This is a genomic window from Phenylobacterium terrae (assembly GCF_042681205.1).
Taxonomy (GTDB): Bacteria; Pseudomonadota; Alphaproteobacteria; order Caulobacterales; family Caulobacteraceae; genus Phenylobacterium; species Phenylobacterium terrae.
On sequence record NZ_JBHUEY010000001.1, the window covers coordinates 955,976 to 980,043 of the forward strand.

Annotated in this window: 28 protein-coding genes; 19 read left to right on the forward strand and 9 right to left on the reverse strand. The window is 71.6% G+C overall.

Annotation, left to right across the window (positions count from 1 at the left end; genetic code table 11):
- Positions 1–78 precede the first annotated feature (78 nt).
- Entirely contained in the window at positions 79–714 is a 636-nt protein-coding gene (locus tag ACFSC0_RS04770; protein ID WP_377282371.1) for a 3'-5' exonuclease family protein, read from the reverse strand.
- Between the two features lie 136 nt (positions 715–850).
- On the opposite strand from ACFSC0_RS04770, the gene ACFSC0_RS04775 reads away from it, so the two are divergent.
- Complete coding sequence (locus tag ACFSC0_RS04775) at positions 851–2,347, forward strand: carboxylesterase/lipase family protein (RefSeq protein ID WP_377282372.1); 1,497 nt, start codon at positions 851–853, stop codon at positions 2,345–2,347.
- Between the two features lie 209 nt (positions 2,348–2,556).
- Complete coding sequence (locus tag ACFSC0_RS04780) at positions 2,557–4,149, forward strand: AMP-binding protein (protein ID WP_377282373.1); 1,593 nt, start codon at positions 2,557–2,559, stop codon at positions 4,147–4,149.
- A gap of 165 nt (positions 4,150–4,314) precedes the next feature.
- On the opposite strand, the gene ACFSC0_RS04785 is transcribed toward ACFSC0_RS04780, so the two are convergent.
- The gene (locus ACFSC0_RS04785) at positions 4,315–4,794 is read right to left on the reverse strand and encodes an OsmC family protein (RefSeq protein WP_377282374.1); all 480 of its coding nucleotides are present in this window, start codon (positions 4,792–4,794) and stop codon (positions 4,315–4,317) included.
- Between the two features lie 132 nt (positions 4,795–4,926).
- Here ACFSC0_RS04785 and ACFSC0_RS04790 point away from each other — a divergent pair, with 132 nt between their 5' ends.
- Both ACFSC0_RS04790 and ACFSC0_RS04795 read left to right on the forward strand, forming a co-directional pair.
- Complete coding sequence (locus ACFSC0_RS04790; protein ID WP_377282375.1) at positions 4,927–6,093, forward strand: DegT/DnrJ/EryC1/StrS family aminotransferase; 1,167 nt, start codon at positions 4,927–4,929, stop codon at positions 6,091–6,093.
- The gene (locus ACFSC0_RS04795; protein WP_377282376.1) at positions 6,090–7,451 is read left to right on the forward strand and encodes a nucleotide sugar dehydrogenase; all 1,362 of its coding nucleotides are present in this window, start codon (positions 6,090–6,092) and stop codon (positions 7,449–7,451) included. Before ACFSC0_RS04790 ends, ACFSC0_RS04795 begins: the two co-directional genes overlap by 4 nt.
- A 214-nt stretch (positions 7,452–7,665) precedes the next feature.
- Here the strand turns inward: ACFSC0_RS04795 and ACFSC0_RS04800 are convergent, their stop codons facing one another.
- Both ACFSC0_RS04800 and ACFSC0_RS04805 read right to left on the reverse strand, forming a co-directional pair.
- A complete protein-coding gene (locus ACFSC0_RS04800; RefSeq protein WP_377282377.1) occupies positions 7,666–8,562 on the reverse strand; it encodes a patatin-like phospholipase family protein in 897 nt (298 codons plus the stop codon).
- Positions 8,563–8,581: 19 nt separating this feature from the next.
- Complete coding sequence (locus tag ACFSC0_RS04805) at positions 8,582–9,268, reverse strand: VOC family protein (RefSeq protein WP_377282378.1); 687 nt, start codon at positions 9,266–9,268, stop codon at positions 8,582–8,584.
- Positions 9,269–9,346: 78 nt separating this feature from the next.
- Here ACFSC0_RS04805 and ACFSC0_RS04810 point away from each other — a divergent pair, with 78 nt between their 5' ends.
- From ACFSC0_RS04810 to ACFSC0_RS04830, 5 genes are all read left to right on the forward strand, one after another.
- The gene (locus tag ACFSC0_RS04810; protein ID WP_377282379.1) at positions 9,347–10,312 is read left to right on the forward strand and encodes a quinone oxidoreductase family protein; all 966 of its coding nucleotides are present in this window, start codon (positions 9,347–9,349) and stop codon (positions 10,310–10,312) included.
- A 187-nt stretch (positions 10,313–10,499) separates the two neighbouring features.
- Complete coding sequence (locus ACFSC0_RS04815; RefSeq protein WP_377282380.1) at positions 10,500–11,345, forward strand: alpha/beta fold hydrolase; 846 nt, start codon at positions 10,500–10,502, stop codon at positions 11,343–11,345.
- Positions 11,346–11,384: 39 nt separating this feature from the next.
- Positions 11,385–12,176, forward strand: a complete 792-nt coding sequence (locus ACFSC0_RS04820; protein ID WP_377282381.1) for an SDR family NAD(P)-dependent oxidoreductase — start codon at positions 11,385–11,387, stop codon at positions 12,174–12,176.
- Positions 12,173–12,823 carry a histidine phosphatase family protein gene (locus tag ACFSC0_RS04825; RefSeq protein WP_377282382.1) on the forward strand — a complete coding sequence of 217 codons (651 nt, stop codon included), beginning with the start codon at positions 12,173–12,175 and terminating at the stop codon, positions 12,821–12,823. The genes ACFSC0_RS04820 and ACFSC0_RS04825 overlap by 4 nt, the downstream gene beginning before the upstream one ends.
- Before the next feature lie 206 nt (positions 12,824–13,029).
- A complete protein-coding gene (locus ACFSC0_RS04830) occupies positions 13,030–13,404 on the forward strand; it encodes a VOC family protein (RefSeq protein ID WP_377282383.1) in 375 nt (124 codons plus the stop codon).
- A 137-nt stretch (positions 13,405–13,541) separates the two neighbouring features.
- On the opposite strand, the gene ACFSC0_RS04835 is transcribed toward ACFSC0_RS04830, so the two are convergent.
- Positions 13,542–13,763: a hypothetical protein gene (locus ACFSC0_RS04835; RefSeq protein WP_377282384.1), complete on the reverse strand. Its 222-nt coding sequence runs from the start codon at positions 13,761–13,763 to the stop codon at positions 13,542–13,544.
- A gap of 132 nt (positions 13,764–13,895) precedes the next feature.
- Here ACFSC0_RS04835 and ACFSC0_RS04840 point away from each other — a divergent pair, with 132 nt between their 5' ends.
- Positions 13,896–14,642, forward strand: a complete 747-nt coding sequence (locus ACFSC0_RS04840; RefSeq protein WP_377282385.1) for a YebC/PmpR family DNA-binding transcriptional regulator — start codon at positions 13,896–13,898, stop codon at positions 14,640–14,642.
- On the opposite strand, the gene ACFSC0_RS04845 is transcribed toward ACFSC0_RS04840, so the two are convergent.
- A complete protein-coding gene (locus tag ACFSC0_RS04845) occupies positions 14,639–15,580 on the reverse strand; it encodes a hypothetical protein (RefSeq protein WP_377282386.1) in 942 nt (313 codons plus the stop codon). The genes ACFSC0_RS04840 and ACFSC0_RS04845 overlap by 4 nt on opposite strands.
- A 77-nt stretch (positions 15,581–15,657) precedes the next feature.
- Here ACFSC0_RS04845 and ACFSC0_RS04850 point away from each other — a divergent pair, with 77 nt between their 5' ends.
- Positions 15,658–16,353: an MgtC/SapB family protein gene (locus ACFSC0_RS04850; RefSeq protein ID WP_377282387.1), complete on the forward strand. Its 696-nt coding sequence runs from the start codon at positions 15,658–15,660 to the stop codon at positions 16,351–16,353.
- A gap of 5 nt (positions 16,354–16,358) precedes the next feature.
- On the opposite strand, the gene ACFSC0_RS04855 is transcribed toward ACFSC0_RS04850, so the two are convergent.
- The 3 genes from ACFSC0_RS04855 to ACFSC0_RS04865 all read right to left on the reverse strand — a co-directional run bounded on the left by ACFSC0_RS04855 (position 16,359) and on the right by ACFSC0_RS04865 (position 17,468).
- Entirely contained in the window at positions 16,359–16,763 is a 405-nt protein-coding gene (locus ACFSC0_RS04855; protein ID WP_377282388.1) for a hypothetical protein, read from the reverse strand.
- Between the two features lie 82 nt (positions 16,764–16,845).
- Positions 16,846–17,340 (reverse strand): DUF402 domain-containing protein, encoded by a 495-nt coding sequence (locus tag ACFSC0_RS04860; protein ID WP_377282389.1) that lies wholly within the window; start codon positions 17,338–17,340, stop codon positions 16,846–16,848.
- Entirely contained in the window at positions 17,331–17,468 is a 138-nt protein-coding gene (locus ACFSC0_RS04865; RefSeq protein ID WP_377282390.1) for a hypothetical protein, read from the reverse strand. The genes ACFSC0_RS04860 and ACFSC0_RS04865 overlap by 10 nt, the downstream gene beginning before the upstream one ends.
- A 120-nt stretch (positions 17,469–17,588) precedes the next feature.
- On the opposite strand from ACFSC0_RS04865, the gene ruvC reads away from it, so the two are divergent.
- The 8 genes from ruvC (at position 17,589) to tolB (ending at position 24,063) form a co-directional block, all read left to right on the forward strand.
- Entirely contained in the window at positions 17,589–18,137 is a 549-nt protein-coding gene (gene ruvC / locus ACFSC0_RS04870) for a crossover junction endodeoxyribonuclease RuvC (protein WP_377355091.1), read from the forward strand.
- On the forward strand, positions 18,134–18,754 hold the full coding sequence (ruvA, locus tag ACFSC0_RS04875) for a Holliday junction branch migration protein RuvA (RefSeq protein WP_377282392.1): 621 nt from the start codon (positions 18,134–18,136) through the stop codon (positions 18,752–18,754). Before ruvC ends, ruvA begins: the two co-directional genes overlap by 4 nt.
- Positions 18,751–19,791 (forward strand): Holliday junction branch migration DNA helicase RuvB, encoded by a 1,041-nt coding sequence (gene ruvB / locus ACFSC0_RS04880; RefSeq protein WP_377282393.1) that lies wholly within the window; start codon positions 18,751–18,753, stop codon positions 19,789–19,791. The genes ruvA and ruvB overlap by 4 nt, the downstream gene beginning before the upstream one ends.
- Before the next feature lie 139 nt (positions 19,792–19,930).
- Positions 19,931–20,398, forward strand: a complete 468-nt coding sequence (locus ACFSC0_RS04885) for a YbgC/FadM family acyl-CoA thioesterase (protein WP_377282394.1) — start codon at positions 19,931–19,933, stop codon at positions 20,396–20,398.
- A gap of 153 nt (positions 20,399–20,551) precedes the next feature.
- Positions 20,552–21,247, forward strand: a complete 696-nt coding sequence (tolQ, locus tag ACFSC0_RS04890) for a protein TolQ (RefSeq protein WP_377282395.1) — start codon at positions 20,552–20,554, stop codon at positions 21,245–21,247.
- 3 nt (positions 21,248–21,250) lie between these two features.
- Complete coding sequence (locus tag ACFSC0_RS04895; protein ID WP_377282396.1) at positions 21,251–21,745, forward strand: ExbD/TolR family protein; 495 nt, start codon at positions 21,251–21,253, stop codon at positions 21,743–21,745.
- The gene (locus tag ACFSC0_RS04900) at positions 21,742–22,668 is read left to right on the forward strand and encodes an energy transducer TonB (RefSeq protein WP_377282397.1); all 927 of its coding nucleotides are present in this window, start codon (positions 21,742–21,744) and stop codon (positions 22,666–22,668) included. The genes ACFSC0_RS04895 and ACFSC0_RS04900 overlap by 4 nt, the downstream gene beginning before the upstream one ends.
- A gap of 93 nt (positions 22,669–22,761) precedes the next feature.
- Positions 22,762–24,063, forward strand: a complete 1,302-nt coding sequence (gene tolB, locus ACFSC0_RS04905; protein WP_377282398.1) for a Tol-Pal system beta propeller repeat protein TolB — start codon at positions 22,762–22,764, stop codon at positions 24,061–24,063.
- Positions 24,064–24,068 lie beyond the last annotated feature (5 nt).

Consider the following 24,068-nt stretch of genomic DNA (forward strand, 5'->3'; position numbering starts at 1 on the left):
AATTGTCCGTCGTCCCATCGACCCTGATTGTGCCGCGCCACATGCGGCGCCGCCAACCCCCGAAGTTAGGTAGGTTACCTAACTATCGCGGCGGCTGGAAGCCTGCCAGCCCCGTTCGGCGCCGCGCCGCATCAGCACGCCCAGCAGATGCGCGTACCCACGGGCGTCGTCGATGGCCCGGTGGGTGTGGCTGTGGCCGCCGAACCAGTCGGGCGGAAGGTCGCGCGGGGCGCAGTCCCACGGCGGGCGGCCGGTGATCGCCGCTGCGTAGGATTTCAGGCACAGCCCCGAGCCGTCGAACAGCCGGTCGCGGGCGTAGTGGCCCTCCACCAGCGCGTGCCGCGTGAAGCGCCGCAGGTAGTGGTCGAGCCAGAGGCCGTCGAAGGCCAGCGGATAGGCGGCGAAGACCCGCCCGCCCGAGAAGCCGCGCACCCAGGCCACATAGTCGGCGATCACCGCCTCGGCCGGCCGCGGATCGCGGGTGGCCGCCGCCAAGGCCTGCGGCTGGGTCTGGAACCAGGCGTAGGTGTCGGGGTCCGGCGCCGCGCCGGGCAGAGGCTCGAGCACGGCTTCGAACGCGCCCCTCTCCTCGCCGTCCGCCGTGACGGCGACGGAGGCGAAAGCCAGCATCGAGTTACGCCCCGGCGCCGGTCCGTCCGCCTCGATGTCGGTGACGATGTAGACGGCCTCGGCCATCGGACGCTCGACGATCATGGCCGCCCCCTTTTGTGACAGCCGGACTGTCACCGTCCTGCCCGGGCGGGTCAAGGAACGCCGATTTTCGCCGGCGACACACGTTGGCGGCCGCAGGCTGGTAGACCGAAACTTCGAAAAATCGGGGGAGGTTTCGATGGTCGTCAGTCGCCTTGTGGCCGCCGCAGCGGCGGTGGCCCTCATGCTCTCGCCGGCGACGGCCCCGGCCCAGGAGGCGCCCGCCGCCGCGTCCGCCGCGCCGGTCGTCAAGACCCGGTCCGGACCGGTCCGCGGGACGATCGAGGATGGCGTCGCCCGCTTCCAGGGGGTGCCCTACGCCGCCCCGCCGGTGGGCGACCTGCGCTGGCGCGCGCCGCGGCCCGCCGCGGCCTGGACGCAGGTGCGCGACGCCGCCGCCCCGGCCGTCGGCTGCGCCCGGCAGGAGGACTGCCTCTACCTGAACGTCACCAGGCCGGCCGGCGCCAAGCCGGGCGCGAAGCTGCCGGTGATGGTCTGGATCCACGGCGGGGCGTTCGCGATCGGCGATTCCACCGCCGGCTTCGGCGCGGTGCACGACGGCGGCGAGTTCGCCAGGAAGGACGTGGTCCTCGTCACGATCAATTACCGGCTCGGCCGCGCCGGCTGGTTCGCCCACCCGGCTCTGACCAAGGAAGGCGGCCCGGTCGGCAATTACGGGCTGATGGACCAGGTCCAGGCCCTCAAGTGGGTGAAGGACAACATCTCCGCGTTCGGCGGCGACCCGCGCAACGTCACCGTCTTCGGCGAGTCGGCGGGCGGCATCTCCATCCTGTTCCTGATGCTGGCGCCCGAGGCCAAGGGGCTGTTCCACAAAGCGGTCGTGCAGTCCGGCTTCGCCCGCACCGAGCCCAAGCCGCTGGCCGAGATGGAGGCGCTTGGCGCCGCAGCCGCCGCCAAGGCCGGCGTCACCGGCGACGAGGCCGCCGCCGCTGCGGCGCTGCGCAAGCTGCCGCTCAGCGCCTTCCCGAGCGGGCCGCTGATCGGCGCGCCGGACGGCCCCTTCCCGATCCTCGACGGACGTCTGATCCAGGGCGGGATCGCCGAGGGCTTCGCGGCCGGCCGGCAGATGAAGATCCCGCTGATCATCGGCGGCAACTCCAACGAGGCGAGCCTGGTGCGCCCGCAGCCGCCGCAGCTGGACGCGATCGTCGAAGGACGGGACGCCATGCTGGCCGTCTTCGATCCGCAAGGGACGGGCGACAAGAACCGGATCGTCAACGACCTGGTCACCGCCCAGCTGGTCACCGAGCCAGACCGGAACCTCGCCCGCCTGCACAGCAAGGCCGCGCCGACCTGGCTCTACTACTTCTCCTACGTGCCGCCCGAGCGGCGGGCCACGTCCCTGGGCGCCCGCCACACGGCCGAGATCCGCTACGTGTTCGGCGGCCCGGCCCAGAACCTCACCGCCGATGAGGCGCCGCTGGCGCAGGCGATGAACGCCTACTGGGCCGCGTTCGCCAGGGCCGGCGATCCGGACGCCGCCGGCGGGCCGGCCTGGCCGCGGTTCGACGCCGCCCGCGGGCCGTCGCTGGAGTTCGGGTCCGACGGAATAGCGGTGCGCGAGCATCACCTGAAGGCGCGCCTCGACTGGGTGGAGCAGAGCCTGGCGAAATAGCGGGCCCGCCGGTGGTTTTGACGCGTGCGTCAGAATTGGCGCGCGGAATTGCCCATGCGGCAATCCCCCGCCATAGTGGGGCCAGAGGACGGTGCGGGCGGCCTTTCGCGGACATATTGGTCCGGGCGACCCGCAATGGTCGCCGCCCTCGCCATTCATTTTGACGCCCCCGCCGAGTCCAATGAGCGGGCGCGCCCGGGAGGAATTTGATGACGGATGTTCAGGACCGCGTTGCGGATTTGACGGATCGGCTCGCCGAGGCGGCCGTGACGGGCATGACCCAGGCCGTCTGGGCCGACGTGCAGCCCGACAAGGTGCAGATCTTTGAGCCGTCCGGACGGACGCGGACCTTCAAGCAGGTCAACGACAACGCCAACCGCCTGGTGCGCCTGATGCGCAACGCCGGGCTGAAGGCGGGCGATGCGGTCGCCCTGCTCTGCTCCAACAGGGCCGAGTTCGTGGAAGTGCTGTCGGCGTGCCAGCGGGCCGGCTTCCGGATCACCCCGGTGAACTGGCACCTGAAGGCGGACGAAGTCTCCTACATCGTCTCCGACTGCGAGGCGAAGGCGCTGTTCGCCGAGGCCCGCTACCCGGCCGGCAAGGTCGCCGGCGACGAATCCACCCAGCTGCTGCTGAAGGTCGCCATCGACGGCGACGTGGAAGGCTTCCTGAATTACGACGAGGCCCTGGCCCCGCTCGACCCGAGCAACATCACCGACCCCTCGCTGGGCAACCAGATGATGTACACCTCGGGCACCACCGGCCGGCCGAAGGGCGTCTACCGCCCCAACCCGGTGGTCCCCACCGCGACCGCCTCGTCCACGCGGGCCGACTACAACCGCGATGAGCACGTCCAGATGTGCGCCGGGCCGGCCTACCACGCCGCGCCGCTGGCCTTCGACGTGCGCGCCTCGATGGCCAACGGCGTGCCGCTGGTGTTCATCGACAAGTGGGACTCCGAGCTCGTCCTGAAGACGATCGCGGAGAAGAAGGTGACCCACATGCACCTCGTCCCGATCATGTTCCAGCGCCTGCTGGCGCTGCCGGACGAGGTGAAGAAGAAGTACGACGTCAGCCACGTCAAATACATCATCCACGGCGCGGCGCCCTGCCCGCCCGAGGTGAAGAAGGCGATGATCGAGTGGTTCGGCCCGATCATCCACGAGTACTACGCCGGCTCCGAAGGCGGCGCGGGCTTCTTCATCACGGCCGAGGAGTGGCTGAAGAAGCCGGGCAGCGTCGGCAAGCGCCCGCAGCTGCTGCAGGTCCGCATCCTGGACGACGAGGGCAAGGACTGCCCGACCGGCGTGCCGGGCACCATCTACCACCAGCTGCCGCCGGGCGGCGGGTTCCAGTACTTCAAGGACCCGGAGAAGACGGCCAAGAGCCGGGTCGGCGACTTCTTCACGCTGGGCGACGTCGGCTACTTCGACGAGGACGACTACCTGTTCCTCACCGGCCGCGACGCCGAGACCATCATCTCGGGCGGGGTGAACATCTACCCGCAGGAGATCGACAACGAGCTGGTCAAGCACCCGGCGGTGGACGACGTCTGCTGCGTGGGCGTGCCCAACGAGGAGTGGGGCGAGGAGGTCAAGGCCCTGGTCCAGCTGCGCGAGGGCTTCACGCCGTCCGAGGAGCTGAAGCAGGAGATCCTGCAGTTCGCCCGCCAGACCCTGGCCGGCTACAAGATCCCCAAGACCCTCGACTTCGTCGACGAGCTGCCCCGCAGCCCGGCCGGCAAGATCCAGCGCAAGAAGGTCCGCGAGCCCTTCTGGGCGGGCCGCACCCGGCAGATCTAGAACTAGACCTCTCCCCCCGCTCGGCGGGGGGAGAGGGTTGGGTGAGGGGGGCGTCTCCGCACCCAACCACCTGCGAGCCCTTCGCTACGCTCAGGGCCGCCGCGGCCGGCAAGCCGACCGCGCCTCGCCCCTCACCCTACCCTCTCCCCGCTGCGCGGGGAGAGGTCATGAACCCACCACCACCACCCGCGCCTCGTGCTCCACGGGGAAGTTCACCGAGCAGGCGATGAAGCACTTCTCGGCTGCGGGGCCGTGCAGGCGCTGGGCGACCTCGGGATCGCTGCCCGGCGCGATGGTCACCACCGGGCGCAGGACGACCTTCGAAAACCGCCCGCCGCCCTCGTCGCTCTCCAGCAGCAGTCCCTCCGCGCGATCCTCGTAGGCGAGGACCACCACGCCGGCCTCGGCGGCCAGGTGCAGGTACCAGAGCTTGTGGCAGGCCGAGAGGGCGCCGATCAGCAGCTGTTCGGGGTTCCAGCGCCTCTTGTCGCCGCGGAATAGCGGGTCCGACGTGCCGGGGATCGGCGGGCGGCCCTCGGCGCGGATCTCGTGGTCGCGGCTGTAGCTGCGGTAGGTCTTCGTCCCCTCGCCCGTATTGCCGGTCCAGACGACATCGACCTCGTAACGGTGCTTGCGCTCGGCCATGGCCCTCCTCCGGTTCGGGCGCGCATTTGGCCCAGGCCGGCGGCGGGCGGCAACACCGCGTCACCAAGCGTGTTTGGAGACGCCCCGCGACGCAGCGTAAAAGGCGCCCGCTTCAAGACTTGAGGACGGCGCATGGCCATTCCCTTCATCGACCTGCAGGCCCAGCGCCGCCGCCTGGGCGAGCCGCTGGAAGCCGCCATCCTGAAGGTGGTGCGCTCGGGCGCCTACATCATGGGCCCGGAGATCGGCCAGTTCGAGCGCGAGCTGGCGGCGTTCGGCGAGGCGCCCTTCGCCCTCTCCTGCGGCAACGGCACCGACGCCCTCATCCTGCCGCTGATGGCCTTCGGGGTCGGCCGCGGGGACGCGGTGTTCTGCCCCAGCTTCACCTTCGCGGCGACCGCCGAGGTCGTGCCCCTGGTGGGCGCCGAGCCCGTGTTCGTCGACATCGACGCGGACACCTACAACCTCGATCCCGAGAGCCTCGAGGCCGCCATCGAGGCGGTGAAGCGCGAAGGCCGGCTGACGCCGAAGGCGATCATCGCCGTCGACCTGTTCGGCCAGCCGGCGGACTATCCGGCCATCTCCCGCACCGCCCAGAAGCACGGCCTGAAGCTGATCGCCGATAGCGCCCAGGGCTTCGGCTGCACCCTGGAGGGCAAGCACCCCCTCCACTGGGCGGACGTGGCCACCACCAGCTTCTTCCCGGCCAAGCCGCTCGGCTGCTACGGCGACGGCGGGGCGGTGCTCTCCAAGGACGAGCGGCTGCACGACATCCTGGTCTCGCTGCGGGTGCACGGCCAGGCGGTGAAATCGGACGTGGAGGGCCGCGAGTTCGCCCACGACCCGCGCTACCTGAACCTGCGCATCGGCATGAACAGCCGGATGGACACCCTGCAGGCCGCGGTCCTGCTGGAGAAGCTGAAGATCTTCGAGGACGAGATCCGCCTCAGGAACGAGGTCGCCGACCGCTACGCCCAGGCGCTGTCGGACGTGGTGAAGGTCCCCACGGTGATCGAAGGCGGCCGCTCGGTCTGGGCTCAGTACACCATCGAGACGCCGGACCGGGACGCCCTGGCCGCCCATCTGAAGAGCCGGGACGTTCCGACCGCCGTCTACTACCCCATCCCCATCCACCAGCAGGCCGTCTATGCTGGCTTCCCCAAGGCGCCCGGCGGACTGCCGGTGACCGAGGCCAAGTCGGGCGTGGTCATCAGCCTGCCCATGCACCCCTATCTGGAGCCGCAGGTGCAGTCGCAGATCATCGACGCGGTCCGCAGCTTCCACGGAAAGGCCGCATGAACGCGCCGACGCCGGTCGCCGCCGCCGAGGCCATGGCGGCCGAATTCGAGCGCCGGGCCGCCGCCCGCCAGCTGGTCGTGGGCGTCCTCGGCCTGGGCTACGTGGGCCTGCCGCTGACCGAGGCCTTCCTCGGCAAGGGCTTCAAGGTGCTGGCCTTCGACCCGGACGCGGAGAAGATCGCCGCGATCGAGGCCGGCCGCACCTACATCCGCCACATCGACGACGCCCGGGTGGCGGCCATGCGCGATAGCGGCCGGCTGGCGCTGACCACCGATCCGGCCCGCCTGGCCGAGGCCGACGCGCTTCTGATGTGCGTGCCGACGCCGCTGAACGTTCACCGCGAGCCGGACCTGTCGTTCGTCGAGGCCTGCGCGCGGACCATCGCGGCCCACCTGCGTCCCGGCCAGCTCGTCGTACTGGAGTCCACCACCTATCCCGGCACCAGCGAGGAGCTGATCCGGCCGATCCTCGAGGCCGGCGGCCTGAAGTCCGGCGCCGACTTCGCCCTGGCCTACAGCCCCGAGCGGGAGGATCCCGGCAACATCCAGTTCGGCGCGACCTCGATCCCCAAGGTGGTGGGCGCCGACACCGAGCCCGAGCGGCGGATGGCGATCGCCCTCTACTCGACGCTGACCCAGGTGGTGCCGGTCAGCGACCTGAAGACCGCCGAGGCGGTGAAGCTGACCGAGAACGTCTTCCGCCTCGTCAACATCGCCCTCGTGAACGAGCTGAAGGTCGTCTACGAGAGCCTCGGCATCGACATCTGGGAAGTCGTCGACGCGGCCAAGACCAAGCCGTTCGGCTACATGCCCTTCTATCCGGGCCCCGGCCTGGGCGGCCACTGCATCGGCATCGACCCCTTCTACCTGACCTGGAAGGCCCGGGCGCACGGCGAGGCGACCCGGTTCATCGAGCTGGCCGGCGACGTGGTCACCGCCATGCCCAGGCGGGTGGTGGGGCAGGTCTCCGAGGCGCTGTCGAGCCGGCTCGGCAAGGCGGTGCGCGGCGCCCGCGTGCTGGTCGTCGGCCTGGCCTACAAGAAGAACGTCGACGACATGCGCGAGAGCCCCTCGCTGGAGATCATCGAGCGGCTGCGCGGCCGCGGCGCCGAGGTCGACTACCACGACCCCTTCATCCCCCACGCCCTCGACATGCCCGAGCACCCGGAGGTGGCGGGGATGTCCAGCATCGCCTGGAGCCGCGAGGCGCTGGCCGCCTACGACTGCGCCGTCATCTGCACCGACCACGACGCGGTGGACTACGCCGAACTGGTCCAGACCGTCCCCCTTGTGGTCGACACCCGTAACGCGACCGCGAAGCTGCCGGCGGAGCTGTCGGACAAGGTCGTGAAGGCCTGACGCCACTCCCTCCTCTCCCCCGAGGCGAAGCCCGAGGGGAGAGGCCGGGAGAGGGGTGGAGCGGCCTCTCGGATTGCGAGGCGGCCGCCCAAGGGCCCACCGCCCCGGAACCTCGCCCAACTATCCGGTGCGGCTGCAGCGCCTGCGTCGCCCCTCTCCTCAATCCTCTCCCCTCGCGCTTCGCGTCGGGGGAGAGGAGGTCCGGCTCGGCGACCTAGCCCCAGAACCCGCCGACCCGTTCCGCCTCGCACTCGCCCTGGGCCAGGCCGGCGCGGGCGGCGTCGGGGCGGCGGCGGAAGTCCATGAGGTTGGGGCCGAAGGCGGCCTGGCTGGCCTCGTCGGGGGTGATCACCTCCACGGCCGCGCCGGCGCTCTTCAGCGCCTCCACCTCGGAGGCGAGGCGCTGGGCGGCGCGCTCGGCGGCGGGGCCGGTCCCGCCGATGCGCAGGGCGACGATCAGCACCTTGTCGTAGCCCTTGGCGAGGTCGGCGTTGGTCCCAGACCGCATGCCGCCGTCGATGTAGCGGCGGCCTTCGATGGTCACCGGCGGATAGACGCCCGGCACCGAGCAGCTGGAGGCGACGGCGCGGGTCACGCCCACGCCCGCCTCCCCGGTCCACAGCCGGAACTCGCCGCTCTCGGCGTCGACCGCCGTGCAGGCGAAGCCCCGCTCGGGCCAGGCGTCCGGCGGCAGGGTCGAAAAGCTCTTGCCGAAGGTGGCGATGAAGGCGTCCTCGTCCATGGTCTTCGCGCCCAGGGCGAAGGCGCCGATGCGCTGCATCGTCTCCTGGGGCGAGAGGCCCGCCATGCCCTCGCCCGAGAGCATCTGCATCAGGGCGCTGGTGTCCGCCGGCCGCTCGGACGCTGAGGCGCCGTTCGCCGGCGCCGCGGGGCGCGCCCGCTCGGCCTCGGCGAGGATGGCGCCGGCCAGCGTCTTCGGCTCCACGCCCATGGCCAGCCGCGCCCCGACGAAGGAGCCGGCGGAGGTGCCCATGATGAAGTCGGCCTCGGCCAGCTTCACGCCCGCCGCGTCGAGGCCGGCGATCAGGCCGCATTCCCAGGCGATCCCCACCGGGCCGCCGCCGCCCAGCACCAGTGCGCGCGTCGTCATGCTCGTCGTCCTCCCTTGGTCAGTCGAGGGCGCCCACGATCGAGGCGCGTTGTGACAGCTCGATCCAGTTGCCGTCCGGGTCGCGCACCATCGAGATGCGCGCGGTGGTCCCCAGCGTGGTCGGGGCCATGGCCTCGCGCCCGCCCTTGGCCAGCACCGCGGCGTGGACCTCGTCGACCTTGAACACCTGGAAGGTGATGTAGCGCCAGCCGCGGCCGCGCATGCCGGCGTCCGAAGGGGCGTCCGGGCTCTCCTCCAGCAGGATCAGGCTCTCGCCGGCGCGAAAGGCCGCGCCGGTGGCCGACGGCTCCTCCGGCAGGCCCAGCGCCTCGCCGTAGAAGCGGCGGTGGGCGGCCAGGTCGCGCACGGCGACCCGCACCCCGATCTGGGTGACGCCCTCCGTCCCCGGCGGGACGAGCCGCACCCGGTTGCCCTCCGGATCGGCCATCGGCTGGGGCGAGGCGACGCCGCGCCGGGCGATGATCAGCTCGCGGTAGCCGCTGGGCGGGGCGTCCGGCAGCGGCTCGGCGTGGTGGTTGATCTTCAGCACCGTGCCCAGCACGTCGTGCCGGTGCTGGTCCTGGCCGCGGCGGATCTTCAGCAGATGGTCGAACGGGACCCGCACCTCCTCCTGCCAGAACCGCAGCATTGGTTCGAGGTCGTTGGTGGAGAGGCCGATGTCGACCTGGGGCTTGGCGAGGTCCATGCGTGTCTTGTCCGGTTGCGCCCCCACCTTCGCCGTGACAAGCACCCTGTCAAACAATCGTGGTGTGAGGAGCGCGTGATGAAGGCGGCGGTCTATTATGAAACCGGCGGGCCCGAGGTTCTCAAGTACGAGGAGGTTCCCGACCCCGTCTGCCACCGCAAGGGCGTGATCGTCCGCGTCGAGGCGGTCTCCATCGAGGGCGGCGACACCCTGAACCGCTTCCGCGGCCGGATGGCTGCCAACCCGCACATCGTCGGCTACCAGGCCGCCGGCGAGATCGTCGAGGTCGGCGAGGAGGTGACGAACCTCAAGGTCGGACAGAAGGTGGTGACCAGCGGCAACCACGGCAGCCACGCCGAGCTGCGCGCCGTCCCCGCCCGCAGCGCCTGGGTGATCCCCGACGGCATGGACATCCAGAAAGCCGCCGCCATCCCCGTGCCGTTCGGCACCGCCCACGACTGCCTGTTCGAGTTCGGCCGGATGCAGAAGGGCGACGTGGTGCTGGTCCAGGCCGGCGCGAGCGGCGTGGGCGTCGCGGCCATCCAGCTCGCCAAGCAAGGCGGCGCCTCGCTGGTGCTGGCCACCGCCTCGTCCGACGAGCGGCTGGAGATGCTGAAGCCCCTCGGGCTCGACCACGGCATCAACTACAAGGAAAAGGACGTCGCGACCGAGGTCCGCCGCCTGACCGACAACAAGGGCGCCAACGTCGTCGTCGACAGCGTCGGCGGCTCGACCCTGCAGGGCTCGATCAATTCGCTGGCCTACCGCGGCCGGGTGTCCATGGTCGGCGCCGCCGGCCGCGAGCCGATGAAGGTCGACGTGGGCGCGATGATGGGCGGCAACCAGAGCCTCTCCGGCGTCTTCCTGGGCGCCGAGATCGCCACCGACCGGGTCTACAACAACATCCAGCGGCTGATCGAACAGGTCGCCCGCGGCGAGCTGCAGGTCGTCATCGACCGCACCTTCCCGCTGTCCGAGGCCGCCGAAGCGCACCGCTACATCGAAAGCCGCCAGGCGGTGGGGCGCGTGCTGCTGATCCCGTGATCTTAGACCTCTCCCCCCGCCCGCGGGGGGAGAGGGTTGGGTGAGGGGGGCCGCCGGGCCACGCGGCGCTCGCGCAGAGGCTCAGGCCCCTCACCCTACCCTCTCCCCGCAAGCGGGGAGAGGTCTAGGTGCTGGCGCCCCGCCAGATCACGGACGAAGATAAGAACCACAACAGGAGGAAACCCCCATGCCGAAGGCGAAGGCGAACGGGATCGAGATCTACTACGAGACCTTCGGCGATCCGGCGAACGCGCCGGTCCTGCTGATCAACGGCCTCGGCTCGCAGATGACCCGCTGGCCGGAAGCCTTCTGCGGGAAGCTGACCGCGAAGGGCTATTTCGCGATCCGCTACGACAACCGCGACGTGGGCCTCTCCACCTGGTTCAAGCCGGGCGATTCCTACCGGCTGGAGGACATGGCCGCCGACGCCGTCGGCCTGCTGGACGCCCTGAACATCGAGAGGGCGCATCTGGCCGGCGTCTCGATGGGCGGGATGATCGCCCAGACCGTCGCGGCGAAGTATCCGGACCGGGCGCTGTCGCTGACGTCGATCATGTCGGCCATGGGCGATCCGGAGGGCATGCGCTCCACCCCGGAAGCGGGCGCCGTCCTCAACACCCCCGCGCCGGATCCGACCAAGGACTTCGAGGCCTTCGTGGCGCACGGGATGCGCAACGCCCGCACCATCGGCAGCCCGGGCTATCCCTGGACGGACGAGCAGATCCGCCAGCGGGTCACGTCGGAGTACCAACGGGCCTACAACCCGGCGGGCGTCGCCCGGCAGCTGGCGGCGATCCGGGCGACCGGCGATCGCACCGAGTGGTGCAAGACCATCGCCTGCCCGACCGTCGTGCTCCACGGCGAAGCCGATCCGCTGGTCCCGCTGGCCGGCGGCCAACGCACCGCGGCGACGATCCCGGGCGCGGAACTGCGGGTGATCCCGGGCATGGGCCACGACCTGCCGCCGGCGCTGTACGACACCGTGGCCGACGCCATCTTCGCCGCCGCCGCGCGGGCCAAGGCGCCGGCCTGACCGACCGCAGCTGAACGAGAACAGAAGAGGGGATTAGCCATGGGCAGGTTGCAAGGCCGCTCGACCGTCGTCACCGGCGCCGCCAGCGGCATCGGCCGGGCCAGCGCCATCCTGTTCGCCCAGGAAGGCGCCACGGTGGTCTGCGTCGACAGGGCCGAGGCCGTGGCCGACACGGTGAAGCAGATCACCGACGCGGGCGGCCGGGCGGTGGCGATGACCGGCGACGTCTCGGACGAGGCGTTCGTGGAGAGCTTCATCGCCCGGGCCGTCTCCGACTTCGGCGGCCTGGACGCCTGCTACGCCAACGCCGGCATCTCCAGCGCCGGCCAGGCCGGCTTCGCCGAGCTCACCGCCGAGCACTGGATGACGGTGCTGAAGGTGAACCTGATCGGCCCGTTCCTGGCCATCAAGCACGCGTCGAAGGTGATGATCCCGGCCGGCAAGGGCTCGATCATCTGCACCGCCTCGGTGGCGGGCCTGCGCTCGGGCGCGGGCGGCGTGCCCTACTCGGCCTCCAAGGCGGGCGTGATCAACCTCGTGCAGACCACCGCCAACGAGTTCTACGGGACGGGCGTCAGGGTCAACGCCATCTGCCCCGGCCTGATCGAGACCGGCATGACCCGCGGCGTTTACGAATACGCCCGCGCCAAGGGCACCGCCGACCGGATCGGCCAGCTCAACCCGCTGGCCCGCGGCGGCGAGCCGTCCGAGATCGCCCACGCGGCGCTATTCCTGGCCTCCGACGACAGCTCCTACGTCAACGGCCAGGCGATCGTCGTGGACGGGGGCCTGTCCTCCTCCCACCCGGTCGCGCGCCGCGGCAAGCGGTGATCTACCTCGTCCGCCACGGCCAGACCGAGTTCAACCTCGCCCGCCGCTACCAGGGCGCGCTGGATTCGCCGCTGACCGAACACGGCCTGCGCCAGGCGGAGCGGATCGGCGCGCTGCTGGAAGGGCTACTGGACGGCGCGGGCTGGACGATGGCGGCGAGCCCGCAGGGGCGCGCCCGGCGGACGGCGGAGATCATCAACGCGCGCCTCGGGCTGCCGCTCGGCTTCGACGATCGGCTGCGCGAGATCAGCCTGGGCGAGTGGGACGGGCTGCTGATCGACGAGGTCGTGCACAAGCTTCCGCCCGGCGCCGGCGTCTGGGAGCGGCAGCTGCATGCGCCCGGCGGGGAGAGCTTCGAGGCGATCTCCGCCCGCATCGCCGACTGGCTCGCCGAGATCGGAGCCTCCGGCCGCCGGGTCGTCGCCGTCTCCCACGGCATGGCCGGCCGCGTCCTGCGCGGCCTCTACGGCGGCTTCTCCCGCCAGGCGATGCTGGAGCTGGACGTGCCGCAGGACGCCGTCTTCCGACTGGCGGACGGCCGCATCGAGCGCATCGACTGTCCTGCGGAAGCGCAGAGAACGCCTCCTACCTCCCCCGCGCAGCGGCTGGAGGGGGACCGCCCGCCGAGGCCGGCGAAAGCCGGCTGAAGAGCGGGGGGTGGAGGGGGCGAGCCACACGCTCCGCCTCTCCACCTGATCGGTGCGCGAGTGTTGGTCGCGAGCCGCAGCGCTTTGCCTGGGCCCGCCCCCTCCACCAGTCGCTCTTCGCTGCGCTCGGCGACTGGTCCCCCTCCCGCCGCTTCGCGGGGGAGGTAGGAGTTGAGCGGGCGGCGCTCCGCCCCCAACATGCGGCCATGCGGATCAAGGAGATCGTCTTCGACTGCCGCTGTCCGGCGCGCCTGGCCCGCTTCTGGGCGGCGGCGCTGGAAGGGTATGCGGTCAGGCCCTACGACGAGGCGGAGATCGCGCGCCTGGCCGCCCTCGGCCTCACGCCGGAGACCGATCCCACGGTGATGGTGGACGGGCCCGGCCCCACCCTCTGCTTCCAGCGCGTGGACAAGCCGGACCTGGCCCGCAATCCCGTCCACCTGGACCTCGTCGGCGGCCCGCGCGCCGCGGAGGTCGAGCGGCTGGCCGGGCTCGGCGCTGCCGTGCGCGAGCACCACGACGGCTACACGGTCATGCTCGACCCGGAGGGCAATCCCTTCTGCGTCCAGGACCCGCGCTGAACTCACACCGTCATCCCGCGCGAGCGGGCCGAAGAGCCGGGACCCAGGAGGGCGCGAGCGCCGTAGCTGGATCCCGGATCGGCCTACGGGCCGTCCGGGATGACGAAGCTTGGGAGTTTGTCGCCCTGGGGCCTGAGCTAGTGCAGCCTCGGCCGCCAGCCGGTGTCGCGGCCGCGGGGCTCGATCCAGTGGAGGGCGGCGAGCACGCCCACGGCGGTGATCGCCCCCAGCACGAAGGCGGCGCTCGCGACGCTGGCGATGCCGGCGGGACCCATGCTTACCGGCTTGGGCGCCATCCACTGCACCACCTCGTTGTCCGGCTCTTCGGAGAAGTCGTCGTCGAGGACGTATTCGCTCATGTCGCGCTCCCGCTACCCGAGGCCAAACTAGCACGGACAGCGACGGTTCCGCGCGGGGGCGACGCTGGCCTTGCCCCGTTCCGGGCTGTAGAAGCGCGCTGACGCATCATCGCTGAGAGCCAAGAGAGCCCGATGGCCGGACACTCACAGTTCAAGAACATCATGCACAAGAAGGGTCGCCAGGACGCGATCCGCTCGAAGCTCTTCTCCAAGCTGAGCCGCGAGATCACCGTGGCGGCCAAGTCGGGACTGCCCGATCCCGCCATGAACCCGCGCCTGCGGCTGGCCGTGGCCAACGCCAAGGCCGAGTCCATGCCCAAGGACAACATCGAGCGGGCGATCAAGAAGGCCAGCGGCGGCGACGCCGAGACCTACGACGAGATCCGCTACGAGGGCTTCGGGCCCGGCGGCGTCGGCATCATCGTCGAGGTGCTGACCGACAACCGCAACCGCGCGGCGGCCAACGTTCGGGCGATCTTCTCGAAGAACGGCGGCAACATGGGCGAGACGGGCGCCGTCTCCTTCATGTTCGACCGGGTGGGCCAGATCGTCTATCCGGCCTCGGCCGGCAGCGAGGACGAGGTCATGGAGGCGGCCATCGAGGCCGGCGCCGAGGACGTGGAGTCGGACGAGGAGTCCCACACCATCTACACCGCCTTCGAACAGCTGTCGGAAGTCGCCCAGTCGCTGGAGGCCAAGCTCGGCGAGGCCAAGTCCACCGCCATCGCCTGGCGGCCCAAGACCCTGACGCCGGTTTCGGGCGACGCCGCCGCCACCCTGATGAAGCTGCTCGACGCGCTCGAGGACGACGACGACGTCCAGAACGTCTGGGGCAACTACGACATCGCCGCCGACGAGCTGGAGCGGCTGGCGAGCTAGCGGCGGGCGGCCGCCAGGTCCGCCTTCATCCGCGCCACCACCTCGGCCCAGTCGCCGGGGATCGCCTGCCGGTAGAGCCTCAGCGAGGGATACCAGGGGCTGTCGCTGCGCCCGCGCAGCCAGCGCCAGTCGGTCCCGTGGGCCGGCAGCATGACCCAGCAGGGGACGCCGAGCGCGCCGGCCAGATGGGCCATCGAGGTGTCGACCGTGACCACCAGGTCCAGCGCCTGGATGCGCGTTGCGGTGTCCAGGAAGTCGCCGCGCGGCGCCTGCAGGTCCACCAGTTCGGCGACCGCGCCCAGCGGCGCCAGCACGTCCGGCGAGGGCAGCGAGCGCCGCGCATCGTTCGGATGGGTGGGATCGCCCCGCCAGACGAAGCCGACCCCGCCCCGCCGGGGCTCGGACGGCGCGCGCAGGTAGGGCGCGGGCGGGATGGTCTCGAGCGTCGTGCCGAGCAGGCCGGGCAGCGAGAAATTGCGGACGAAGACATCGGCCGGCGGCGGGGCGGCGCCCTCGGTGCGGGCGAAGACGTCGACGCCCAGCTGTTCGAACAGGCGTGCGAGCGGCGGCGAGCAGGCCAGGGTGATCGGCCCCGCCCCCCGCAGGTGCGGGATGTAGCGCGCCATCTGGATCTCGTCGCCCAGGCCCTGTTCGGGCCAGACCAGCAGCCTGCGGCCCTCCAGCGGGCCGCCGTCCCACTCCGGAACGGCGCCGCCGTCCAGGGGCGTGGGATCGAGCGCCTTGCGCGCCTCGTAGAGCGCCCAGCCCTGGGGGTAGAGGCCGCGGCCCAGCAGCGCCATGCCGAGCCCGGCGATCGCCCGCTGATGGTCCGGGCGAAGCTGCAGGGCCTGGACCAGCGCCGCGGTCGCCGCCTCGTAGTTCCCGATGTGGAAGGCTTGGAAGCCCTGCTCGTAGAGGCTCTCGAAGGCGTCGGCCATGGAGGCTCCTTAGCACGCCCCCGCGCGCACCCAACCCGGACCTTGGGCGTTCCGCATCCGGACGAAGCGGAGGCGCGATGCTCGAGCACTGGCTGTGGGATTATGTGGGCCCGATCGCGGGCGCGATCATCGCCGGGGCCCTGATCGGCTTCGAACGGGAGTACCGCGGCCGCCCGGCGGGGTTCCGCACCCACATCCTGGTCTGCCTGGCCTCGGCGCTGTTGATGCTGGGCGCGGTCAACCAGGTCGAGTGGATGCGCGACACCAGCCCCGAGGTGATCCGCATCGACCCGGTGCGGATGGCGCACGGCATCCTGACCGGCATCGGCTTCCTCTGCGGCGGGGTGATCTTCCGCCACGGCCTGTCGGTGCACGGCCTGACCACCGCCGCCTCGCTGTGGATCACCTCGGCGCTCGGCACCCTCTTCGGCGTCGCCGCCTACGGGCTGGCGGTCACCGGGACCATCGCGACCCTCATCGTGCTGGCCGTCCTGCGCCTGTGCGACGAGCGGTTCCCCAGCCTGCGGGTGATCGACGCGGCCGTCCGCTATCGCCGCGGCCAGGCGGCCACCGAGGATGAGTTCCGCGCCGCAATGCGGGAGCAGGGGTTCCGGATGGGCGGCGTCAGCCACCGGCTCGTCGACTCCGGCGAAGTGGTGGAGTTCGCGGCCACCCTGCATGCCGCCAAGGGGGCCGAGACGGCCGCCCTGGCGGAGCGCTTGAAGGCCGATGCGCGGGTCCTGGAATTCTCCCTCGCGCCGCGCAACGACTAGAGGCTCTAGGCCGGAGCGCAGGTCCGCAGGTTCACCGGGTCCGCGGCCTTGCGGGTCCAGCCGTCGGAGGTGCGCGAGAAGGTCGCCGTGGCCGAGGCCGGCTGCTGCTCGTTCATCGCCGGGTTGCGCGCCGTCCAGGTCATCGCCGCCAGCACCTTCTGGGTCACGCCGGCGGTCCGCTCGGCCTCGTCGATCGGGCTCTCAACCTTGCAGGTCACTTCGAACCGCTGGCAGGCCTCGCCCTCGGGGCCCTTGGCCTGCTGGCAGGCCGCGTCGGTCTTGATGATCTCCGCGCGCCAGTCCTTGATCGCAGCGTCGAGGCCCGCATACGGATCGGCCGAGTCTGCGCCGCCGCCCTGGCCGCACCCGGCCAGCATCAGGGCCGCCGCCGCCCACCACGCCGTCTTCACGATAGTCGCTCTTGGTCTCATGCCTGCGGCCCTTTGACCAAAAACGCGTTCAGAATGGGGCGGGGTCCGCCGGCCCCTGCGTTCAGGGCACGCGCGCCCAGTCCTGGGGCAGTTCGGGGACGGCCCAGGCCGGATCCGGCGTCCAGGACAGCCAGCTTTCGTCGAACGGCGGCTCGCCGGCCTCGGCGAGCGCGATCACCTGCTCCCCCTCGGCCCGCAGGACGGCGGCCTCTTCAGCCGTGATCCAGCCGAAATCCTGGATCCAGGCGAAATGGTCCTCGTCCTTCCAGCGCCAGCGGCGGTCCGGCCCGATGACGATGTCCAGCGAACGGTCGAAGGTCACCACCCCGCCGCCCGCCTTGCGCCAGGGCTCGGCCAGGTCGACGTACCAGCACAGGAAATCGCCGCCCGCGCCATAGCCGCTGCCGCCCCGCCACATCAGGGTGACCATGTGCCGGGCGCCGGCCGGGAACAGCCGCAGCGTCTCGGTGGTGGTCCAGCGCGTCGGCTTCGGCTCCTCGATGAGCCCCTTCTCCCAGTCGACCCGCCCCCACTGCATCCCCGCGCTCAGCGGCACGTGCGCGCCAGCAGCTCGGGCGTGTCGCTGACCACCGTCGCGGCCATGGCGAACCAGACCTTGCCCTGCTGCACGTGGCGGATCGGAATGGCCTGGCCTGGCGACCAGGGGGGCTCGGAGGCGCTCATAAGGCCACGCTTCCACCCGACGTCCCCGGAGTCAAAGCGCGGGGCCGGAAGATCGGTCGCAGCCCTCAATCCATCCTTAACCCTACCGCCCCCTTCATCGGCCAAGTACACTTGGAACGAATGCCGAACGCGATGATTCTCGCCGCCGCCCGGGCCGGACCCGCGCCCGTCCGCATCCTGGGGCTGGACCCCGGCCTGCGCCGCACCGGCTGGGGCGTCGTCAGCCTGGACGGCGCGCGGCTGTCGCACGTGGCCCACGGGGTGATCGTCCCGTCCGAGACGGCCCCGTTTTCCGAGCGGCTGCTGCACCTCTTCCAGGCGATCTGCGCAATCATCGCCGAGCATGCGCCCGATGAGGCGGCCGTGGAGGAGACCTTCGTCAACATGAACCCCGCCTCGACCCTGAAGCTGGGCCACGCCCGGGCGGCGGCCATGATCGCGCCCGCCCAGGCCGGCCTGCCGGTCGCCGAATACGCGGCCACGGTGGTGAAGAAGGCGCTGGTCGGCACCGGCGCGGCGGACAAGACCCAGGTGGCCTTCATGGTCCGCCGCATCCTGCCTTCGGCCGGGCAGGCGAGCGCCGATGCGGCCGACGCCCTGGCGGTCGCCATCACCCACGCCAACTCGCGCAAGCTGACGGCCGTCTCGGCCCGGGCGAGGGCCGGATGATCGGGCGGCTGCGCGGCCAGGTCGCCGAGGTCGGCGAGGAAGAGGCCCTGATCGACGTGATGGGCGTGGGCTACCTCGTCCGCTGCGGCGCCCGCACCCTGTCGCGCCTGCCCGAGCTCGGCTCCGAGGTGGTGATCCACGTGGAGAGCCAGTTCGGCGAGCAGACCGGGCTTCGGCTCTACGGCTTCCTGTCCCGCGAGGAGCGGCGCGCCTTCGTCATGCTGCAGGACATCCAGGGCGTCGGGCCCAAGGCGGCCCTGGCCGTGCTCGACGTGCTGCCGCCGGCCGAGCTGGCCGCCGCCGCCGCCCGGGACGACAAGGCCGCCGTGGCCCGCGCTTCCGGCGTCGGCCCCAAGCTCGCGGCCCGCATCGTCGCCGAGCTGAAGGGCAAGCCGATCTCCGATACGCCCGCCGCAGCCTTCCACGCCGAAGTCGCCGCCACGGCGCGCGCCGCGGCCAGACCGTCGGCCGCCGGCGAGGCGGTCGCCGCGCTGATGGGCCTGGGGGTCGCCGAGGCGCAGGGCCGCCGGGTCATCGAGCAGGCCCTGGGCCGGCTGGGTGAAGAGGCCGAGGCGCCCGCCCTGATCAAGGCCGCCCTGCAGGAGCTCGGCCGATGACCCGCATCGTCTCCGGCGAGGCCGAGCCGATGGAGCCCTCCGACCGGGCCCTGCGGCCCCAGACTCTGTCCGAATTCGTCGGCCAGGAGGCGGCCAAGGGCAACCTGTCGGTGTTCATCGAGGCGGCCAAGTCGCGCGGCGAGGCGCTGGACCACGTGCTGCTGTTCGGCCCGCCGGGCCTGGGCAAGACCACCCTGGCGCAGATCGTCGCCCGCGAACTCGGGGTGAACTTCCGCGCCACCTCCGGCCCGGTGCTGGCCAAGGCCGGCGACCTGGCGGCCATCCTCACCAATCTCGAGCCGCGCGACGTCCTGTTCATCGACGAGATCCACCGCCTGGCCGCGCCGGTGGAGGAGATCCTCTATCCGGCGATGGAGGACCACGTCCTCGATCTGATCATCGGCGACGGCCCCTCGGCCCGTTCGATCCGCATCGACCTGGCCCCGTTCACCCTGGTGGCGGCGACCACTCGGGCGGGACTGCTGGCCACGCCCCTGCGCGACCGCTTCGGCATCCCCCTGCGGCTGGAGTTCTACACGCCGGCCGAGCTGCAGAAGGTGCTGGCCCACGGGGCGGGGAAGATGGGCGTCAACCTGGCGCAGGACGGCGCGGCCGAGATCGCCGCCCGCTCGCGCGGCACGCCCCGCGTCGCCGGCCGGCTGCTGCGCCGGGTGCGCGACTTCGCCGAGGCCGACGGCGCCAAGGTCATCGACCAGAAGGCCGCCGCCAAGGCGCTGGCCCGCCTCGACGTGGACGAGGCCGGCCTCGACGCCCTCGACCGCAAGTACCTGCGCGCGCTGATCGAGAACTACGCCGGCGGCCCGGCCGGCGTGGAGACCCTGGCCTACGCCATCGCCGAGGCCCGCGACGCCGTCGAGGACGTCATCGAGCCGTTCCTGATGCAGCAGGGCTTCATCCAGCGCACGCCGAGGGGCCGCACCGCCTGCGCCAAGGCCTACGCCCACCTGGGCCTGACCGCCCCGCCGCCGGTGGTCGTGCCGCCGGCGAAGGCGCAGCCCGGGCTGTTCGAGGAGTAGTCGCTCCTTTCCCACTTCATGGGAAAGGGGGACCGCCCGCCGAAGCCGGCGTCCGCCGGCTTCGGCGCGTCGTCCCCCTCCCCCGCTTCGCGAGGGAGCAAGGGGTGTCTGACGGGGAGGGAAAGGCTAAGAGGCCGTCATGTCCGACCCCACCCCCACCGCCGGCTGGTTCGACGGCGCCGAGCACGTGCTGCCGGTGCGCGTCTACTACGAGGACACCGACTTCACCGGCGTGGTCTACCACGGCGCCTACGTCCGCTTCTTCGAGCGGGGACGGAGCGACTGTCTGCGGGCGATCGGGGTCCATCACGCCGAGCTGGCGGCGGGGCCGGAGCCGGCGGGGTTCGCGGTGGTCCGGATGGAGGTGGATTTCCGCAAGGCGGCGCGGATCGACGACGCCCTTGCGGTGCGCACGGCCTACGAGGCGATGAAGGGGCCGCGGCTATTCGTCCGCCAGCGGATCCTGCGCGGCCAGGAGCTGATCGCCGAGGCGCTGGTCCAGGCCGCCTGCATCGACCTTCGCACCGGCCGGGCGCGCAAGCCCCCGAGCGTCTTGCTCGAGGCGGTTCGCCCTCTGCTGGGCCCGAGCCGTTCCCGGTCCGAATAGGATCGGAAATGGCTCAGCTTCTGGCGTTGGAGCGCGTCATTTTCACAGAGCCGGCGACGACTTTTGCGGGACGCGCTCCCTGCGATTCGCCTTAAGTTCGCCACCGGGACGAATCACACCCACCCCACCCCGAAAGCATCCGGAGCCCTGCCCTTGGACGCCCAAGTCACGCCTGAGTCCTTCACCTTCCTGAACCTGTTCCTGCGCGCGGACTGGGTCGTGAAGCTGGTGATGATCGGGCTGGCCCTGGCCTCGCTCGCCTCCTGGGCGGTGATCCTCGACAAGCTGTTCCGCTTCTCCGCGCTGAACCGCGAGGCCAACCGCTTCGAGGACGCGGTGGCCGCCGGCCGGCCGCTGGAGGATCTGGCCGCGGAAGCGGGGGAGGCGCCCCGCCACGCCCTGCCCCGCATGCTCCAGGGCGCCCTGCGCGAATGGCGCGAGGCCCGCGGCAAGCCCGGCTCCGACAGCCAGGCGGCGTTCCTGATCCAGCGCATCGACCGGGTGCTGGACACGGTGATCGCCCGCGAGTCGCAGCGCATCGAGGACGGCCTGGGCCTCTTGGCCATCGTCGCCACCGCCTCGCCGTTCGTCGGCCTGTTCGGCACCGTCTGGGGGATCATGCGGTCCTTCCAGGCCATCGCCGTGGAGAAGAACACCAACCTGGCGGTCGTGGCGCCCGGCATCGCCGAGGCGCTGTTCGCCACCGCCATCGGCCTGGCCGCGGCCATCCCCGCCTACATCGCCTACAACAAGTTCTCGACCGACGCCGGCCGCTTCACCGCCAGGCTCGAGCACTTCGCCGACGACCTCTCCACCGCCATCCAGCGGCGGCTGGCGGAAAGGGCCTGAGCCGTGGCGCTCTCCGTCCATGACGCCTTCGCCGCCGGCGGCCGGCGCGGCCGGCGCCGCCGCGGCCGCAGAGGCGCCCTCTCCGAGATCAACGTCACCCCGCTGGTCGACGTCATGCTGGTGCTGCTGATCGTCTTCATGATCTCGGCGCCCCTGCTGACCGCCGGCATTCCGCTGGAGCTGCCCAAGACCGAGGCGGCGGCGATGGAGGACCAGCCGGAGCCGATCAGCGTCTCGGTCCGCGAGGACGGGGCGATCTTCATCCAGGAGGACCAGGTGCCGTTCCAGAGCCTCGGCGAGCGACTCGCCGCGGTGGCCGGCGCGGACCGCGAGCGGCCGGTGTTCGTGCGGGCCGACGGCCGCGCCGCCTACGAGACGGTCGCCCAGGTGATGGCCTCGCTGTCGACCTCGGGCTTCACCTCGATCAACCTGCTCACCGACACGGGCGGCCCCTCGTCGGGCGCCGCCGCGATCGCGCCGGAGACGCCGCAGCCGTGACCGCCGCCACGCGCGAGCGTGAGTTTCCGACAGCGTGGCTGGGCTCGGTGCTGCTGCACGGCGCCCTGATCGCCGCGGCGCTGGTCAGCTGGAACAGCCGCGACATGCAGGGCGGCACGGTGGTGCCGGTGAAGATCATCACCAACGCCTCGCAGACGGACCTTCGGCCCGCCATCGAGGCGCCCGCCGAGCAGACGGCCCAGACGGAGTCGCCGGTCCCCGACGCGCCCCTGGAGACCGTCGCCCCGATCCCGGACCCGGCCCCGCCGACGCCCGCGCCCGCGCCGACCCCGGCGCCCAAGACGCCGCCTCAGAAGACGGCGCCGGCTCCGACGCCCGCCCCCAAGGCGCCGCCCCAGAAGGCGACGCCCACCCCTGCGCCCAAGGCGCCGCCCCAGAAGGCGACCCCCACTCCGGCCCCCAAGGCGCCCGCGCCCAAGGCCCCGGCTCAGAAGCGACCGGCCGAGAAGACCGAGGACTCGCTCGACCTGGACGCCCTGGCCAACAGCCTGGCGAAGATGCGCCCCTCCGGGGGCAGCCGCTCCTCGGCCCAGAAGGGCCAGAACCGGCCGGAGACCGCGCGCGAGGCCCGGCCGAACGCCGGCGAAGGCATGGCCGCCAGCTCCATCCCCGGCCTGCAGGAGCGGCTGGAGGATGTCTGGAACCCCAACTGCACCGTCGAAGGGGGCCGCGACGTGCGCGTGCGCGTGACCTTCGTCGTCGGCCCAGGCGGCGTCATCGACCGGGAGAACCCGCCCACGGCCGGCGGCCTCGAGAATTCGTCGAACCCCGTCGTCCGGGTCGCCGCCGAGCGGGCGATCCGCGCCGTGCGCCAGGCCGCGCCGCTGACCATGGTGCCCCGGTCCAACTATGGAAAACCGATCACCGCCAACTTCGACCCCACCAAGGGGTGCGCCGGCTGATGAATCCATAAAATGGCCGTCATACGCCGTTCATCGCGAATCTGCGCACCTGGAGCTGCAAAGCTTCGGGCGCGGCTGAAGGAGAAGTCTCACATGCGATTTCGCGCCCTGACCCTGGCCGTCGCCGCCGCCGTCGCCGCTTTCGCCGCGGCCCCGATGGCCGCGCAGGCCCAGGTCGAGATCGACGTCAACCGCGCCAACGTCCAGCCGCTGCCGATCGCCATCCCCGCCTTCGGCGGCGGGCAGGTCGGCGCGGACATCTCGAACGTGATCCGCAACAACCTGGAACGCTCGGGCCTGTTCCGGCCGCTGGACCCCGGCAGCTACATCGAGCGGGACCTCAACGTCGCCATCCAGCCCAGGTTCGGCGACTGGAAGGCGATCAACGCCCAGGCGCTGGTCAACGGTCAGGTCACCGTCGAGCCCGGCGGGCGCCTGCGCGCCCAATTCCGGCTGTGGGACGTGTTCGGCGAGCAGCAGCTCTCGGGCTTCGAGTTCACCTCCACGCCGGAGAACTGGCGGCGGGTGGCCCATAAGATCTCCGACGCCATCTACGAGCGGCTGACCGGCGAGAAGGGCTACTTCGACACCCGCGTGGTGTTCGTCGCCGAGAGCGGCGGGCGGACCAACCGGGTGAAGCGGCTGGCCATCATGGACCAGGACGGGGCCAACCCCGAGTACCTGACCGACGGCTCGTACATCGTCATGTCGCCGAGGTTCTCCTCGACCAGCCAGGAGATCACCTACATGTCGCTGCGCCCGGAGGGTTCGGCGATCTGGCTGTTCAACCTGGAGACCGGCCGGCGCGAGAGCCTGGGCCAGTTCCCGGGCATGGTCTACGCGCCGCGCTTCTCGCCGGACGGCAGCAAGGTGGCCTTCTCCGTCGAGCGCGGCGGCAATTCCGACGTCTACGTGATGGACCTGCGCAGCCGGGCCAGCCGGCGGCTGACCGCCGATCCGTCCATCGACACCTCGCCGTCGTTCTCGCCGGACGGGTCGCGGATCGTCTTCAACTCCGACCGCGGGGGCAGCCCGCAGCTCTACGTCATGAACGTGGACGGCACCGGCGTGCGGCGCATCTCCTTCGGCTCGGGCCGCTACACCACCCCGGTCTGGAGCCCGCGCGGCGACCTGATCGCCTTCACCAAGCAGCAGGGCGGGCAGTTCCACATCGGCGTCATGGGCGCCGACGGCTCGGGCGAGCGGATCCTGACCTCCAGCTACCTCGACGAAGGCCCCACCTGGGCGCCCAACGGGCGGGTGCTGATGTTCTCGCGCGAGACGCCGGGCGGCGCGCCCCGGCTGTGGACCGTGGACGTCACCGGCCGGATCTCGGCGGCCGCCCCCTACCCCTACTCCGCCTCGGACCCGGCGTGGTCGCCGTTGCTCAACTGATACGA

Excerpts from the sequence above, each read along its gene's own strand:
- ACFSC0_RS04770 (WP_377282371.1), bottom strand. The coding sequence starts at position 714 with ATGATCGTCGAGCGTCCGATGGCCGAGGCCGTCTACATCGTCACCGAC.
- ACFSC0_RS04775 (WP_377282372.1), top strand. The coding sequence starts at position 851 with ATGGTCGTCAGTCGCCTTGTGGCCGCCGCAGCGGCGGTGGCCCTCATG.
- ACFSC0_RS04780 (WP_377282373.1), top strand. The coding sequence starts at position 2,557 with ATGACGGATGTTCAGGACCGCGTTGCGGATTTGACGGATCGGCTCGCC.
- ACFSC0_RS04785 (WP_377282374.1), bottom strand. The coding sequence starts at position 4,794 with ATGGCCGAGCGCAAGCACCGTTACGAGGTCGATGTCGTCTGGACCGGC.
- ACFSC0_RS04790 (WP_377282375.1), top strand. The coding sequence starts at position 4,927 with ATGGCCATTCCCTTCATCGACCTGCAGGCCCAGCGCCGCCGCCTGGGC.
- ACFSC0_RS04795 (WP_377282376.1), top strand. The coding sequence starts at position 6,090 with ATGAACGCGCCGACGCCGGTCGCCGCCGCCGAGGCCATGGCGGCCGAA.
- ACFSC0_RS04800 (WP_377282377.1), bottom strand. The coding sequence starts at position 8,562 with ATGACGACGCGCGCACTGGTGCTGGGCGGCGGCGGCCCGGTGGGGATC.
- ACFSC0_RS04805 (WP_377282378.1), bottom strand. The coding sequence starts at position 9,268 with ATGGACCTCGCCAAGCCCCAGGTCGACATCGGCCTCTCCACCAACGAC.
- ACFSC0_RS04810 (WP_377282379.1), top strand. The coding sequence starts at position 9,347 with ATGAAGGCGGCGGTCTATTATGAAACCGGCGGGCCCGAGGTTCTCAAG.
- ACFSC0_RS04815 (WP_377282380.1), top strand. The coding sequence starts at position 10,500 with ATGCCGAAGGCGAAGGCGAACGGGATCGAGATCTACTACGAGACCTTC.
- ACFSC0_RS04820 (WP_377282381.1), top strand. The coding sequence starts at position 11,385 with ATGGGCAGGTTGCAAGGCCGCTCGACCGTCGTCACCGGCGCCGCCAGC.
- ACFSC0_RS04830 (WP_377282383.1), top strand. The coding sequence starts at position 13,030 with ATGCGGATCAAGGAGATCGTCTTCGACTGCCGCTGTCCGGCGCGCCTG.
- ACFSC0_RS04835 (WP_377282384.1), bottom strand. The coding sequence starts at position 13,763 with ATGAGCGAATACGTCCTCGACGACGACTTCTCCGAAGAGCCGGACAAC.
- ACFSC0_RS04840 (WP_377282385.1), top strand. The coding sequence starts at position 13,896 with ATGGCCGGACACTCACAGTTCAAGAACATCATGCACAAGAAGGGTCGC.
- ACFSC0_RS04845 (WP_377282386.1), bottom strand. The coding sequence starts at position 15,580 with ATGGCCGACGCCTTCGAGAGCCTCTACGAGCAGGGCTTCCAAGCCTTC.
- ACFSC0_RS04850 (WP_377282387.1), top strand. The coding sequence starts at position 15,658 with ATGCTCGAGCACTGGCTGTGGGATTATGTGGGCCCGATCGCGGGCGCG.
- ACFSC0_RS04865 (WP_377282390.1), bottom strand. The coding sequence starts at position 17,468 with ATGAGCGCCTCCGAGCCCCCCTGGTCGCCAGGCCAGGCCATTCCGATC.
- ruvC (WP_377355091.1), top strand. The coding sequence starts at position 17,589 with ATGCCGAACGCGATGATTCTCGCCGCCGCCCGGGCCGGACCCGCGCCC.
- ruvA (WP_377282392.1), top strand. The coding sequence starts at position 18,134 with ATGATCGGGCGGCTGCGCGGCCAGGTCGCCGAGGTCGGCGAGGAAGAG.
- ruvB (WP_377282393.1), top strand. The coding sequence starts at position 18,751 with ATGACCCGCATCGTCTCCGGCGAGGCCGAGCCGATGGAGCCCTCCGAC.
- ACFSC0_RS04885 (WP_377282394.1), top strand. The coding sequence starts at position 19,931 with ATGTCCGACCCCACCCCCACCGCCGGCTGGTTCGACGGCGCCGAGCAC.
- tolB (WP_377282398.1), top strand. The coding sequence starts at position 22,762 with ATGCGATTTCGCGCCCTGACCCTGGCCGTCGCCGCCGCCGTCGCCGCT.